General features: G+C 66.7%; 14 protein-coding genes. 11 read left to right on the top strand and 3 right to left on the bottom strand.

Annotated features, from left to right (window positions below; genetic code table 11):
* Window positions 1-12: 12 nt before the first annotated feature.
* On the top strand, window positions 13-192 hold the full coding sequence (locus LG306_RS06930; protein WP_404419264.1) for a CsbD family protein: 180 nt from the start codon (window positions 13-15) through the stop codon (window positions 190-192).
* A 68-nt stretch (window positions 193-260) separates the two neighbouring features.
* Here the strand turns inward: LG306_RS06930 and LG306_RS06935 are convergent, their stop codons facing one another.
* Both LG306_RS06935 and LG306_RS06940 read right to left on the bottom strand, forming a co-directional pair.
* Window positions 261-1,439 (bottom strand): VWA domain-containing protein, encoded by a 1,179-nt coding sequence (locus LG306_RS06935; protein WP_404419266.1) that lies wholly within the window; start codon window positions 1,437-1,439, stop codon window positions 261-263.
* 20 nt (window positions 1,440-1,459) lie between these two features.
* Entirely contained in the window at window positions 1,460-1,987 is a 528-nt protein-coding gene (locus LG306_RS06940; RefSeq protein ID WP_404419268.1) for a GNAT family N-acetyltransferase, read from the bottom strand.
* 73 nt (window positions 1,988-2,060) lie between these two features.
* Here LG306_RS06940 and LG306_RS06945 point away from each other — a divergent pair, with 73 nt between their 5' ends.
* The 6 genes from LG306_RS06945 (at window position 2,061) to dxs (ending at window position 7,491) form a co-directional block, all read left to right on the top strand.
* Window positions 2,061-2,981: a histone deacetylase family protein gene (locus tag LG306_RS06945; RefSeq protein ID WP_404419270.1), complete on the top strand. Its 921-nt coding sequence runs from the start codon at window positions 2,061-2,063 to the stop codon at window positions 2,979-2,981.
* Between the two features lie 41 nt (window positions 2,982-3,022).
* Window positions 3,023-3,685, top strand: a complete 663-nt coding sequence (locus LG306_RS06950; protein WP_199060190.1) for a histidine phosphatase family protein — start codon at window positions 3,023-3,025, stop codon at window positions 3,683-3,685.
* Between the two features lie 48 nt (window positions 3,686-3,733).
* Window positions 3,734-3,985, top strand: a complete 252-nt coding sequence (locus LG306_RS06955) for an exodeoxyribonuclease VII small subunit (protein ID WP_017504472.1) — start codon at window positions 3,734-3,736, stop codon at window positions 3,983-3,985.
* A 40-nt stretch (window positions 3,986-4,025) separates the two neighbouring features.
* Window positions 4,026-4,940: a polyprenyl synthetase family protein gene (locus LG306_RS06960; RefSeq protein WP_017504471.1), complete on the top strand. Its 915-nt coding sequence runs from the start codon at window positions 4,026-4,028 to the stop codon at window positions 4,938-4,940.
* A gap of 4 nt (window positions 4,941-4,944) precedes the next feature.
* Entirely contained in the window at window positions 4,945-5,517 is a 573-nt protein-coding gene (locus LG306_RS06965; protein WP_404419273.1) for a demethoxyubiquinone hydroxylase family protein, read from the top strand.
* A 63-nt stretch (window positions 5,518-5,580) separates the two neighbouring features.
* Window positions 5,581-7,491 carry a 1-deoxy-D-xylulose-5-phosphate synthase gene (gene dxs, locus LG306_RS06970; protein ID WP_404419275.1) on the top strand — a complete coding sequence of 637 codons (1,911 nt, stop codon included), beginning with the start codon at window positions 5,581-5,583 and terminating at the stop codon, window positions 7,489-7,491.
* Between the two features lie 9 nt (window positions 7,492-7,500).
* On the opposite strand, the gene gcvA is transcribed toward dxs, so the two are convergent.
* Entirely contained in the window at window positions 7,501-8,430 is a 930-nt protein-coding gene (gene gcvA / locus LG306_RS06975; protein ID WP_404419277.1) for a transcriptional regulator GcvA, read from the bottom strand.
* A 124-nt stretch (window positions 8,431-8,554) separates the two neighbouring features.
* Between gcvA and cysG the strand changes: the two genes are divergently transcribed.
* From cysG to LG306_RS06995, 4 genes are read left to right on the top strand one after another with little or no spacing between them, the layout of a single operon-like run.
* Complete coding sequence (gene cysG, locus LG306_RS06980; RefSeq protein WP_404419279.1) at window positions 8,555-9,937, top strand: siroheme synthase CysG; 1,383 nt, start codon at window positions 8,555-8,557, stop codon at window positions 9,935-9,937.
* Complete coding sequence (locus tag LG306_RS06985) at window positions 9,934-10,209, top strand: DUF2849 domain-containing protein (RefSeq protein ID WP_404419281.1); 276 nt, start codon at window positions 9,934-9,936, stop codon at window positions 10,207-10,209. The genes cysG and LG306_RS06985 overlap by 4 nt, the downstream gene beginning before the upstream one ends.
* Window positions 10,209-11,876 (top strand): nitrite/sulfite reductase, encoded by a 1,668-nt coding sequence (locus LG306_RS06990; protein ID WP_404419283.1) that lies wholly within the window; start codon window positions 10,209-10,211, stop codon window positions 11,874-11,876. The genes LG306_RS06985 and LG306_RS06990 overlap by 1 nt, the downstream gene beginning before the upstream one ends.
* A complete protein-coding gene (locus LG306_RS06995; RefSeq protein WP_404419285.1) occupies window positions 11,863-12,939 on the top strand; it encodes a phosphoadenylyl-sulfate reductase in 1,077 nt (358 codons plus the stop codon). The genes LG306_RS06990 and LG306_RS06995 overlap by 14 nt, the downstream gene beginning before the upstream one ends.
* Window positions 12,940-12,941: the final 2 nt, after the last annotated feature.

Consider the following 12,941-nt stretch of genomic DNA (forward strand, 5'->3'; position numbering starts at 1 on the left):
CAGGAGATTTCGATGGCTGATCACGACCGTATCGAAGGCGCCGCCAAGAACATGGGCGGTAAGGTCAAGGAAGGCGTCGGCAAGATGACCGGCGACACCAAGCTGCAAGCCGAGGGCAAGGCCGATCAAGTCGAAGGCAAGATCCAGAATACTGTCGGCGGCGTCAAGGACAGCCTCCGAGACAAAGCCTAAGCTTCCCTAGAATGCGCGAAAACAAGAAACGTCGTCCGCCAAGCGCGGACGGCGTTTTTTTGCATGCTTTAACGAGTCAACGCGCGCATCGCCTTGTCGAGGCCTTCCAGCGTCAGGGGGAACATCCGCTGCTCCATGACCTCGCGCAACAGGCCGACGGAGGCGGTATAATCCCAGTACCGCTCCTGAACGGGATTCAGCCAGACCGACTTCTCCCACTGCTGGCGCGCCCGCTTCATCCAGACGGCGCCGGCCTCTTCGTTCCAGTGCTCGACGGAGCCGCCGGGCATGGTGATCTCATAGGGGCTCATCGTCGCATCACCGACGAAGATGGCGCGCCAGTCGCCGGGGTATTTGTGCAGCAGATCCCACGTCGGGATCCGCTCGGTGTGGCGCCGGCGATTGTCCTTCCAGACGCCTTCGTACAGGCAGTTGTGGAAGTAGAAGAATTCCAGGTTCTTGAATTCAGTCTTGGCCGCAGAGAACAGTTCTTCAACCAGTTTGATGTGACCGTCCATCGACCCGCCGATGTCGAGGAATAGCAGCACCTTGATCGTATTGCGTCGCTCCGGCCGCATCTGGATGTCCAGCCAGCCCTGACGTGCCGTGCCGTCGATCGTGCCGTCGATATCCAGCTCGTCCGGCGCGCCCTGTCGGGCGAAACGGCGCAGACGACGCAGCGCCACTTTGATGTTGCGGGTGCCCAGTTCGACCGTGTCGTCCAGGTTCCTGAACTCGCGTTTTTCCCAGACCTTGACCGCCCGGCCATGCTTGCCCGGACCGCCGATGCGAACGCCTTCGGGATTATAGCCGCCGTGTCCGAAGGGGCTGGTCCCGCCCGTGCCGATCCATTTCGAGCCGCCCGAGTGTCGCTCCTTCTGCTCTTCCAGACGCTGCTTCAGCGTCTCCATCAGCTTGTCGAAACCGCCCAGCGCCTCGATCTGGGCCTTCTCGTCGTCGGTCAGATATTTTTCGTTCAGCAGCCTCAGCCAATCCTCGGGAATGTCAGTGGTCAGGTCCTTGCCCGACCCGATCGACTCGACGCCCTTGAACACCGTCCCGAACACCTGATCGAACCGATCATAGTGTTTCTCGTCCTTGACCAGGACCGCGCGCGACAGATGATAAAAGGCCTCGACCTCGCGCCCCGCCACGTCGCGATCCATGGCCTCCATCAGATGGAGCCATTCCTTCATCGACACCGGAACCTTGGCGTCGCGCAGCGCGGTGAAGAAGGGCAGGAGCATGAGAGGGATGTGAACCCTGATCAGCCGCGCCGCAAGATGAACTCGCGGTCGCGCCAGGCGCCGACGGGATAGTCGTATTCTCCCGCCTTCTCGAAGCCGTAGGCGGCATAGAGGCGCTGGGCCTTGTCGTTGCCGCTCCAGACGCCGATCCACAACGGTCCGTCCGTGTGGATTTGCATCCAGTCCAGCGACAGCTTCAGCAGCCGGGTTCCCAACCCCAGACCTTGCGCCGCCTTGGACACATAGAGCCGGCGCAGCTCCATGTGCGACGGTCTGGCCTCGGGGTGGGGCAGGCCATTGGGGCCAGCGTTGGCGAAGGCCAGCAGTTCGCCATCGCGGTCGGCCACCCACCAGGCGCAGTCGGGCTCCGCCAACTTCTTCAGCGTCGGCTCCAGATCGAAACTGGCGTCGAGAAACGCATTAAGGTCGGCTTGCGGGTAGGGGATGCCGAACCCCTCGACAAAGGTGTCGATAAAGGTCTGGTGCCCCAGGGCGCCCAAAGCGGCGGCGTCTTCGGGGCGGGCGGGGCGGATCACGATCTCGGTCATGCGTCGGCTCTAGCGCGCGCCTTGGTGCGCGTCACGGGCGACAAGTCCAAAAGCCCGGCGTATCGTCGCTTCAATGTCCCTGCCGATCTTCACCCATCCGTCCATGCTGTCCCACGCGCCGGGCGCGGGCCATCCCGAAAGCCCCGAGCGGCTCAAGGCGGTGCTGGATGCTCTGGACGACGCAGGCCTGGCCCGCGACCAGCGCGCCGCGACCCAGGCCGAGGTTGGGGATCTGGAGCGGGTGCATCCCGCCGCCTATGTCGCACGCCTGCTGGACGCCTCGCCGGTCGCAGGCATGGTCCAGCTGGATGCCGACACCGTCCTTTCGCCCGGCAGCGTACCGGCCGCTCGGCTCGCGGCGGGGGCGGCGATCGATGCGGTGCGAGCCGTGGCGCGGGGTGAGATGGATCGCGCCTTCGCCGCCGTGCGACCGCCGGGGCACCATGCTGAGCCGGACCGCGCGATGGGCTTCTGCCTGTTCTCCTCCGTCGCCATCGCAGCGCGTGCCGCTCAGGCCGAAGGGATGGCGCGGGTGGCGGTGGTCGATTTCGACGTCCACCACGGCAATGGCACCCAGGCCGCGTTCGAAGACGACGACAGCCTGTTCCTGGCCTCCATCCACCAGATGCCGCTCTATCCCGGTACGGGCGCGGCGTCTGAGACGGGCGTCGGCAATATCGTCAACGCCCCCGTCGCGCCCCATGCGGCGCGCGAGAACTGGCGTGCGACCTTCGCCGGCGGGTTGATGCCCGCGCTGGAATCGTTCCGGCCGGACCTGATCCTGATCTCGGCCGGATTCGACGCCCACCGGCGCGATCCCTTGGCGCATCAGTCGCTGGAGGCCGAGGATTTCGCCTGGGCGACGCGTGCGATTCTGGAGGTCGCGCGTCGGACCTGTTCGGGCAAGGTTGTGTCGGCGCTTGAGGGCGGTTACGACCTTGAAGGACTAGGCCGCTCTGCGGTCGCCCACGTCGCTGCGCTCGGGGAGGACTGAGGACGCCTAACGCCTTGAAACCAAAGGCCCGTCCGTTTGTCATGTCAGCCCCCGCCCTGTCCCTCGATTCGACCGAACCGTCCGTGTCCCCGCCTGACGCCGCGCCATCCGTCGGCGCGTTGGTCGCTGTCCGTCCCGGCGCCATCATCCTGACGCGTCACGGCGAGCCGGCCCTGTCGCGCAAATGTCTGATCTCTGCGCGCCAGTACGGCGACTGGTGGGCGAAATATGAGATCGGCGGCCTGCTGGCCGGTCAGACGCCGCCGCCCGAACTGGTTGCGGCGGCGCAGGGCGCTGGGGCCATCTACGCCTCGACCCGTCAGCGCGCCCAGGAAACCGCCGCTGCGGTCGCCGCAGGACGCGAGGTCATGGCAGACGTCATGTTCATCGAGGCGCCCCTGCCGCCGCCGCCGATTCCGGAATGGATCAAGCTGTCGCCCAAATGGTGGGGCGTCGTGTCGCGCTTCTGGTGGCACGCCTTCGATCACCACGGCGGCCAGGAAACCCGCGCCCAGGCCGAGGCGCGCGCCGATCAGGCGGCGCAAAAGTTGATCGCGCGCGCCGAGAGCGGTCAGGACGTGCTGGTCTTCGCACATGGCTATTTCAACCACATGGTCGGGCGCGCGCTGAAGGCCGACGGTTGGAAACTGGTTCACAATCAGGGCTTCAAATATTGGTCGCAGCGTCGCTACGAGAAGCGATAGCCGCTTCTGACGTTGATGCGCCCCGCGCGCGCCTCTAGGGTCCGCGCCATGACCGACACCGCTGCCGCCATCCCCGCCGATCTCAGCTTCGAGGACGCCCTGAAGCGCCTGGAGACTATCGTGTCTCGCCTGGAATCCGGCCAGGCTCCGCTGGAGGAATCGATCGCCCTCTATGAAGAGGGCGCCAAGCTGAAGGCGCATTGCGAGGCGCGGCTGAAGGCGGCTCAGCTGCGTGTGGAAAAGATCGTGGTCGGCCCCGACGGCCAGGCCAAGGGCGTCGAGGCGGCGTCGTTCGAATGACCCCTGCATCGTCTTCGAGCCGGGTTTGGGGCCGGTTCTCATGAACCGCGTCATCGCCGCGAACTCGCCGGAACAGGCGGTGATCGACCGCGTGGCTGAAGTCGCCGATCTGGTCACGGTCGCGCTGGACGAGTTGCTGCCGCGCGCCGAGGGCCCGGAATCCCGTCTGACCGAGGCGATGCGCTATGCGGCGCTGGGCCCCGGCAAACGCTTGCGGCCGTTCTTCGCGCTAGAGGCCGCACGCCTTTTCGATATCGATGAGCGGTCGGTGCTCCGCGCCGCCTGCGCCCTGGAATGCGTTCACGCCTACAGCTTGGTTCACGACGACCTGCCGTGCATGGACGACGACGACGTGCGCCGGGGCCGCCCGACCGTTCACCGGGCCTATGACGAGGCGACGGCGGTGCTGGCCGGCGATGCGCTGCAGACGGCCGCCTTCGACATCATCCTGCATGAAGACACTCACGAGGATGCGGCCGTGCGCTGCGAATTGGCGGCGCGGCTGTCGCTGGCGTCCGGCGCGCGGGGCATGGCGGGCGGTCAGATGATCGATCTTCTGGGCGTGCGCGACGATCTGGGCGGGGTGGCGCGGATGCAGCGCCTGAAGACCGGCGCCCTGTTCGCCTACGCCTTCGAAATCCCGCTGATCATCGCCGACGCCTCGGCGCAACATCGCCACGCTCTGATCAGCTTCGCCCACGATGTCGGCCTGGCCTATCAGATCGTCGACGACCTGCTGGATGCCGAAGGCTCAGCCGAGGAAATGGGCAAGGCGGCCGGGGGTAAGGACGCTGCGCTGGGCAAGACCAACTTCGTCACCCTGCTGGGTCTGGAGGCGGCGCGGCAAAGGGTCGCGCATCTCGCCAACCAGGCCCGTTCGCATCTGGAGCCGTTCGGCGACGAGGCCGAAATCCTCAGGGCCAGCGTGGACTTTGTGCTAAAGCGCCGGTCCTGAAGCCTTGGCTTGGAATGCGACCATTCCCGCCCGTATTCTACGTGTGAACCATGGCGGTGAGTCCGGTGCGATCCTCATCTATCGCGCACAGATTAGCGTCGCAAAGTGGCGGGCTCCTGATCTGACGCCATTTCTTAGTGAGGCGCTGTCGCACGAATTGACCCACCAAATGCGCTTCCGCGCGCTGATGCCGGCGCGAGAAGCCAAGCCCTGTCGCATGATGTGGATATGGACGGTCGGGGGCGGAATCCTTGGACTGGCGTCGGCAATTTTGGGGCGCGAGGCGATTCTGGCTTGCACGGAAGCCGTCGAGCGGACTGTTCACAAGCACTTGGACGAACAAATCGCATGGGCGACGACCCATGATCCGGGTCTTGCGACGGTGATCCGCGATATTCAGATCGAGGAACTCGAACACCTCGATTTTGCAGTCAAGGCGAGACGTCGAGCGGGCTTTCTGTGGCTCGATAAATTGATTGCAACGGCTACGGACGGTTTGATCTGGATTTCCACACGGGGGGATTCCGCAAGATTGGCTGTCCAACTCGCGGGACCGAAACAGCCTTTAGGGGGTTGAAAGAAAACCCCTACGACAACATGGACGCTCGCCTAAGCACTCGTCCCGGATTAGATATCCTAGATGCCTAACACTCCGCTTCTCGACACCGTCATGACTCCCGCCGACACGCGGGACTTCGACATCGCCCAGTTGAAACAGCTGGCCCAGGAGGTGCGGGCCGAGACGATCGACGCCGTGTCCGTCACGGGCGGCCATCTGGGTGCGGGTCTGGGCGTGGTCGAACTGACCACGGCGCTGCACCATGTGTTCGAGACGCCCAAGGACATCCTGATCTGGGACGTCGGGCATCAGTGCTATCCGCACAAGATCCTGACCGGGCGGCGCGACCGCATCCGCACCCTGCGCCAGGGCGGCGGCCTGTCGGGCTTCACCAAGCGCAGCGAGAGCGAATACGATCCGTTCGGCGCGGCCCACGCCTCGACCTCCATCAGCGCCGCCCTCGGCTTCGCCGCCGCGCGCGACCAGAAGGGCGAGAAGAACCGCGTCGTGGCCGTCATTGGCGACGGCTCCATGTCCGCCGGCATGGCCTATGAGGCGATGAACAACGCCGCCGAGGCGACCAGCGGCCAGCTGATGGTCATTCTGAACGACAACGACATGTCGATCGCGCCGCCGGTTGGCGGGATGAGCGCCTATCTGGCCGGCCTGGTGTCGGGCGGCGCCTATCAGAACGTCCGCCGCCTGGGCAAGACGGTGGCCCAGCACCTGCCGCGTCCCTTCCGCAAGGCGGCCAAGAAAGCCGAGGAATACGCCCGTGGCATGGTCACCGGCGGCACCTTCTTCGAGGAGCTGGGCTTCTATTACGTCGGTCCGATCGACGGCCACGACATGGACAATCTGGTGCCGATCCTGAAGAAGGCGGCCGCCATCGAGGATCGCCCGGTGCTGGTCCACGTCGTGACGCAGAAGGGCAAGGGATACGCCCCTGCCGAAAGCAGCGCCGACAAACTGCATGCGGTCGTCAAGTTCGACGTGGTCTCGGGCAAGCAGGCCAAGGCCATCTCCAACGCGCCCAGCTACACCAAGGTGTTTGGCACCGAGCTGATCAAACACGCCAAGGTCGATCCGTCGATCGTGGCGATCACGGCGGCCATGCCGTCGGGCACGGGGCTGGACCTGTTCGGCCAGGCCTTCCCTGAGCGGACCTATGACGTCGGCATCGCCGAACAGCACGCGGTGACCTTCGCGGCCGGTTTGGCGGCGGACGGGATGAAGCCGGTCTGCGCCATCTATTCGACCTTCCTTCAGCGCGGCTACGATCAGGTGGTCCACGACGTGGCGATCCAGTCGTTGCCGGTGCGTTTCGCCATGGACCGGGCGGGTCTGGTCGGATCGGACGGGGCGACCCACGCCGGTTCGTTCGACATCGGCTTCATGGGCGCGCTGCCCGGCATGGTGCTGATGGCGGCGGCCGACGAGGCCGAACTGGCGGCGATGATCTCGACCTCGCTGGCCATCGACGACCGGCCCAGCGCCTTCCGCTATCCGCGCGGCGACGGCGTGGGCGTGGAGATCCCGGAACTGGCCGCTCCGCTGGAGATCGGCAAGGGCCGGATTGTGCGCGAGGGGACTTCGGTCGCCATCCTCAGCCTGGGCACCCGTCTGCAGGAATCGCTGAAGGCGGCGGATATGCTGGCCGCCAAGGGCGTGTCGGCCACTGTCGCCGACGCCCGCTTCGCCAAGCCGCTGGACGCCGATCTGATCCTACGTCTGGCGCGCGAGCACGAGGCCCTGATCACGGTCGAAGAAGGCGCCATGGGCGGCTTCGGCGCCTTCGTGCTGCAACTGCTGGCCGAAAAGGGCGCGCTGGACGGCGGGCTCAAGATCCGCACCCTGAACCTGCCCGACGTCTTCCAGGACCAGGATGCGCCCATGGCCATGTACGCCCAGGCCGGCCTGAACGCCGAACACATCACCGCCGCCGCGCTTCACGCCCTGGGCGTGTCCGCCAGTCAGGCCGTCAGAGCCTAACTTTCGGGCTTAAAGCTGCCCCATCGTATTGTCGTGATCCACGGCCTGCTTCTTCAGCCAGCCGACGAAGGCGGTGGCGCTGGGCGAGGGCGGCCGGTCGCGGGGCTGGACGACATAGTAGGCGAAGCCGACCGCCTCGGACCCGTCAGGGAAGGGCGCGACCAGTCGCCCTGACGCCAGGTCGGCCTGGGCCAGGGTGCGTTTGGCCAGGGCCACGCCGCGTCCCGATATGGCCGCCTCGATCAGCAGGCCCGACTGGTTGAAGCGCGAGCCGCGACGCGGGTCGGGGTGACGAATGCCGCGCGCCTTCAGCCACATGGCCCAGTCCGAGCGGCTGGGATCGCCGTCGTTGGACATGTCGTGCAGCAGGGTGTGTCCGATCAGGTCGGCGGGTTTGCGGATCGGCTTGTCGCCGTCCATCAGCGATGGGGCGCAGACCGGCAGCACCGTCTCGGTCATCAGCCGATCGACCGTCAGGCCGGGATAGTCGCCGGGACCGTAGCGCACCGCCAGATCGACCTTGCCCTCGCTCAGGTCCGCCGGCTCCATGTCGGCCGAGATCCACAGTTCGATCTCGGGATGGGCGGTGTGGAAGTCGTCCATGCGCGGCATCAGCCATTTGGAGGCGAAGCCGGGCGCCACGCTGATCGACACCTGTTTGCGACGCGGCGGTTCGCGCAACAGGGCCGAGGCGTCCATCAGCCGCTCGAACCCCTCGCGCAGCAGCGGCACGGACGAGCGGCCCAGATCGGTCAGTTGCAGGCCCCGCGCCTCGCGCACGAACAGCGGCCCGCCGACGATGTCTTCCAGGAGGCGGATCTGCTGGCTGACCGCGCCGGGGGTCACCGACAGTTCGTCGGCGGCGCGCGAGAAGTTCAGGTGACGCGCAGCGGCCTCGAAGGCGCGCAGGGCGTTGAGCGGGAGCAGGGGACGGGCCATCGCGGATAGAAATCCTATCAGCGAGACAAAGGCAATCTGGTTTGCGGCTCTGGACGGGGAAGACGAAGGTTCCCGCCCTGCCGTCGTCCCTGTTTCCTCTCCCGACGGCCCTGAAAGCAAGACGATGCGTGTATTCCTCGCCTCCATTCCGCTGGAGGCCGCAAAGATCGTGATCATCGGCGGCGGCGAGCCGGCGCTGGCCAAGCTGCGACTGTTCCTGAACACGCCGGCCGAGGTGGCATGGTTCGCGCCCGACGGCGCGCCCCCCAAGATCGAGACGCCGTTGACGGCGCCGGAGCCAATCCTGCGTTCGCCAGAGCCTGAAGATCTGGCGGGCGCCCGGCTGGTGTTCATGGCATTGGACGATGGGGACGAACTGACGCGGCTGGGCGCTCTGGCTCGGGCGGCTGGGGCCCAGGTCAATGTGGTGGACAAGCCGCACCTGAGCGACTTCCAGACCCCGGCCTTGATCGACCGCGATGAGGTGGTGATCGGCGTGGCGACCGGCGGTTCGGCGCCCATCCTGGCCCGCGACATCCGCACGGCCATCGAGGCCGTGCTGCCCGCCGGATTGGCGAATGTGGCGCGGTTGGCGCGCGAACTGCGCGACACGGTCAAGGCCAGCGTGCCCGACTTCATGGCGCGTCGGCGCTTCTGGGAAAAGGCCTTCCGGGGCCCGGCTGCGACGCTGGCGGCCGAGGGTCGAACCGCCGAGGCTCGTCGCGAGATGCTGCGCCTGTTGAACTCGGCCGCACCCGAACAGGGCGTGGTCCACATCGTCGGCGCCGGGCCGGGCGATCCGGAGTTGCTGACCCTGAAGGCGTTGCGGGTGCTGCAGGACGCCGACGTCATCATCCACGACCGCCTAGTGCCCGAGGCGGTGCTGGAACGGGCGCGACGCGACGCCAAGCGGCTGTATGTGGGTAAGGCCCGCGGCGATCATTCCGTGCCTCAGGATCAGATCGAGGCCCTGATGATCGCGGAGGCGCGGGCCGGTCACCGGGTCGTGCGGTTGAAGGGCGGCGACCCCTTCGTCTTCGGACGCGGCGGCGAGGAACTGGAGGCCGTGCGCGCCGCCGGGATCCCGGTCTTCGTCGTGCCGGGCGTGACGGCGGCCCTGGCTTGCGCTGCCTCGGCTGGCATTCCGCTGACGCAGCGCGATCATGCCCAGGCGGTGACTTTTGTTACGGCTCAGGCCAAGCCGGGCGGCGACGACGCCGATTGGGCGCGGCTGGCTGCGCCCAATCATACCCTGGCCGTCTACATGGGCGTGGACCGGGCGGAAGAGACGGCGGCCAAACTGATTGCAGCGGGCCGTTTGGGCTCGACCCCCGTGGCCATTGTCGAGAACGGCAGTCGTCCCGAGGAACGGGTTCTGACCGGTCGTCTGGACGGGCTGGGCGCCCTGGCGCGCGGCGCCGACCTGACCGGTCCGGCCCTGTTGTTCGTCGGCGAGACGGCGGCCTTCTCGGCGTCGGTCGAGACGCGGACGGAGGTCGCGGCGTGAAGATCGTCACCGCAAACCGCCTGTCGGACGGCCGCGTCATCTATGCAGGTGTCGACAACCAGCCGGTCGAGCACATCGACCAGGCCTCGGTGCTTGACGAGACGGCGGCCGAGGGCGTGCTGGCCGAGGTGGCCGGTCGGCCGAATGTCTTCGTCAATCCCTACCTGGTCGAGGTTCTGGACCATGTCCCCTCGGGTCGCGACCGCCTCAAGGAGCGCATCCGCTCGGCCGGGCCGACCGTCGGTCACAGCGTCTTCGGAGGCGTGGGCTGATGTATCGCTATGACGAGTTCGACCACGCCCTGGTGCGTGAACGGGTTGAGGAATTCTCAGACCAGGTGGCGCGCCGCGCATCCGGCGCCCTGACCGAGGACGAGTTCAAGCCGCTGCGGCTTATGAACGGGGTCTATCTGCAACTTCACGCCTACATGCTGCGGGTCGCCATTCCCTATGGCGTGATGAGCAGTCGTCAGATGCGCAGGCTGGCCCATATCGCCCAAACCTATGACAAGGGCTACGGTCACTTCACCACCCGCTGCAACATCCAGTACAACTGGCCGGCCCTGACCGACCTGCCGGCGATCCTCAGCGATCTGGCCGATGTCGAGATGCACGCCATCCAGACCTCGGGCAACTGCATCCGAAACACCACGACCGACGTCTTCGCCGGCGCCGCCGACGACGAGATCGAGGATCCGCGCCCCTGGTGCGAGATCATCCGTCAGTGGTCGACCATCCACCCAGAGTTCAGCTTCCTGCCGCGCAAGTTCAAGATCGCGGTGATCGGCGCGGAGAAGGACCGGGCGGCGATCCGCACCCACGACGTCGGCCTGCAGATCGTAAAGGGCGAAGACGGTGGAACGGCCTTCCGCGTCTTCGTCGGCGGCGGACAGGGGCGTCTGCCCCATATCGGTCAGGAGATCGCCTCGGCCGTTCCGGCGGCGGATCTGCTGGCCTATTTGACCGCCATCCTGCGGGCCTGGAACCTGCTAGGTCGGCGCGACAACATCCACAAGGCGCGGATCAAGATCCTGGTCGCCTCGCTAGGGATCGAGGCCTTCCGCGAGGAGGTGGACAAGCATTACGCCACCCTGCGCCACGAGGATCTGCGCATCCCCGAGGACGAGGCCGAGCGGATCAAGGCCTATTTCGCTCCGCCGCCGTTCGAGGTTCTGCCCAAGGTCAGCGGCCCGTTCGACCGCGCCTTGCTGGCCGATCCGGACTTCGCCCGGTTCGCGAGGAACAACGTCCGTCGTCATCGCCAGCCGGGCTACGCCTCGGTGGTGGTGTCGCTGAAGCCGGTCGGGGGCGTGCCCGGCGACATCACGGCGGACCAGATGGACGCGGTGGCGGATTTGGCCGAGCGCTATTCCTTCGACGAACTGCGCGCCGCCTATGAGCAGAATCTGGTCCTGCCCCATGTGAAGCTGGACGACGTGCCGACGGTCTGGCGGGCGTTGCGAGAGGCGGGGTTGGCGACGGCCAACGCCGATCTGGCGACGGACGTCATCGCCTGCCCCGGCCTGGACTATTGCAGCCTGGCCAACGCCCGCTCGATCCCGGTGGCGCAGGCTCTGTCCAAGCGTTTGGCGGACATGGACTATCAGGAGACGCTGGGGTCGGTCCGCATCAATATAAGCGGCTGCATCAACGCCTGCGGCCACCACCACGTCGGCCACATCGGCGTCCTGGGCGTCGATCGCAAGGGCGAGGAATACTATCAGCTCACCGTCGGCGGCTCTCCAGACGAACAGGCGGCGCTGGGCGATATCGTCGGCAAGAGCCTGCCGGCAGACGAGGTCGCGCCCGCCATCCAGCGGACCCTGGATCGCTACCTGAAAATCCGCGCCGAGGGCGAGCGGTTCATCGACACGGTGCGCCGCGTCGGCCCCGATCCTTTCCGCGACGCCATCTATGAGACGCTCGATGCAACGGCTTGAGGGGATACAGAACGGGTTGCGCCTGTCGGTGACGACCCCGCTGGAGGAGGTTGAGCTGGCCGCCGCAAGCGAAGACACGCTGGTGCTGGAGTTCGACGCCTTTCGCGACGGGCGCGGCTTCTCGCTGGCGGCCGTGCTGCGAGAGCGCGGTTACGCCGGGCGTCTGATCGCGGCGGGCAAGGTGCTGCCGGATCAGGCGCGACACCTGCGGCGTTCGGGCTTCGATGCGGTGGAACTGGCCGAGGGCGCGGACACGGCCGCCTGGGACCGCATGGACCGGGCGTTCAGCGGCGCCTACCAGCCCGCCGTCGATCCCGCGCCGACGATCTGGCAGCGGCGACGCGAGGCGTCGAACGACCGCGACCTCGACGCCCTGGCCGATCGGCTGAACCGCGAGACCGAGGGCAAGGACGCGTCCGAAATCCTGAAGGCGGCGTTCGACCCGGCGCTGGGCCTGCGGGTCGGCGCCATCTCGTCGTTCGGGGCCGAGTCCGCCGCCTTGCTGGACATCATCGCCAGCGAGGACAAGACCGTGCCGGTGGTCTTTCTGGAGACAGGCCAGCATTTTCTCCAGACCCTGTCCTATCGCACCCAACTGACCAAGGCGTTGGGGCTGACCGATGTGCGGCTGGTGACGCCGGATGCGGGCGAGAAGGCGAGGCTGGATGCGCGCGACGACCTCTGGAAGACCGACGCCGACGCCTGCTGCGACTTGCGGAAGGTGCGACCGCTGGCGAGAGCGACGGCGGAGTTCAACGCCCTGATCACCGGGCGTAAACGCTACCAATCCGCCACGCGCGCAGCGCTGAAGCCCTTCGAGGTGCTGGACGGGGTGCTGCGCATAAATCCGCTGGCCGACTGGGACTCGGACGACGTCGAGGCCTGGCTGAAGGAAAACGATCTGCCGCGTCACCCGCTGGTCGAGCAGGGCTATGCCTCCATCGGATGCTGGCCCTGCACCCGTGCGGTCCAGGACGGCGAAGACGCCCGCGCCGGACGTTGGTCGGGCATGGACAAGGTCGAGTGCGGCATCCACTTAGGGCAACGCCAGGCCGCCGCCTGATC

Source organism: Brevundimonas vesicularis (genome assembly GCF_044807075.1).
Lineage (GTDB): Bacteria > Pseudomonadota > Alphaproteobacteria > Caulobacterales > Caulobacteraceae > Brevundimonas > Brevundimonas vesicularis_G.

Coding starts and splice junctions, on each gene's coding strand:
- LG306_RS06955 (WP_017504472.1), top strand. CDS start 3,734: ATGACCGACACCGCTGCCGCCATCCCCGCCGATCTCAGCTTCGAGGAC.
- LG306_RS06930 (WP_404419264.1), top strand. CDS start 13: ATGGCTGATCACGACCGTATCGAAGGCGCCGCCAAGAACATGGGCGGT.
- LG306_RS06935 (WP_404419266.1), bottom strand. CDS start 1,439: ATGCTCCTGCCCTTCTTCACCGCGCTGCGCGACGCCAAGGTTCCGGTG.
- cysG (WP_404419279.1), top strand. CDS start 8,555: ATGCGTGTATTCCTCGCCTCCATTCCGCTGGAGGCCGCAAAGATCGTG.
- LG306_RS06995 (WP_404419285.1), top strand. CDS start 11,863: ATGCAACGGCTTGAGGGGATACAGAACGGGTTGCGCCTGTCGGTGACG.
- dxs (WP_404419275.1), top strand. CDS start 5,581: ATGCCTAACACTCCGCTTCTCGACACCGTCATGACTCCCGCCGACACG.
- LG306_RS06940 (WP_404419268.1), bottom strand. CDS start 1,987: ATGACCGAGATCGTGATCCGCCCCGCCCGCCCCGAAGACGCCGCCGCT.
- LG306_RS06960 (WP_017504471.1), top strand. CDS start 4,026: ATGAACCGCGTCATCGCCGCGAACTCGCCGGAACAGGCGGTGATCGAC.
- LG306_RS06990 (WP_404419283.1), top strand. CDS start 10,209: ATGTATCGCTATGACGAGTTCGACCACGCCCTGGTGCGTGAACGGGTT.
- LG306_RS06950 (WP_199060190.1), top strand. CDS start 3,023: ATGTCAGCCCCCGCCCTGTCCCTCGATTCGACCGAACCGTCCGTGTCC.
- LG306_RS06945 (WP_404419270.1), top strand. CDS start 2,061: ATGTCCCTGCCGATCTTCACCCATCCGTCCATGCTGTCCCACGCGCCG.
- gcvA (WP_404419277.1), bottom strand. CDS start 8,430: ATGGCCCGTCCCCTGCTCCCGCTCAACGCCCTGCGCGCCTTCGAGGCC.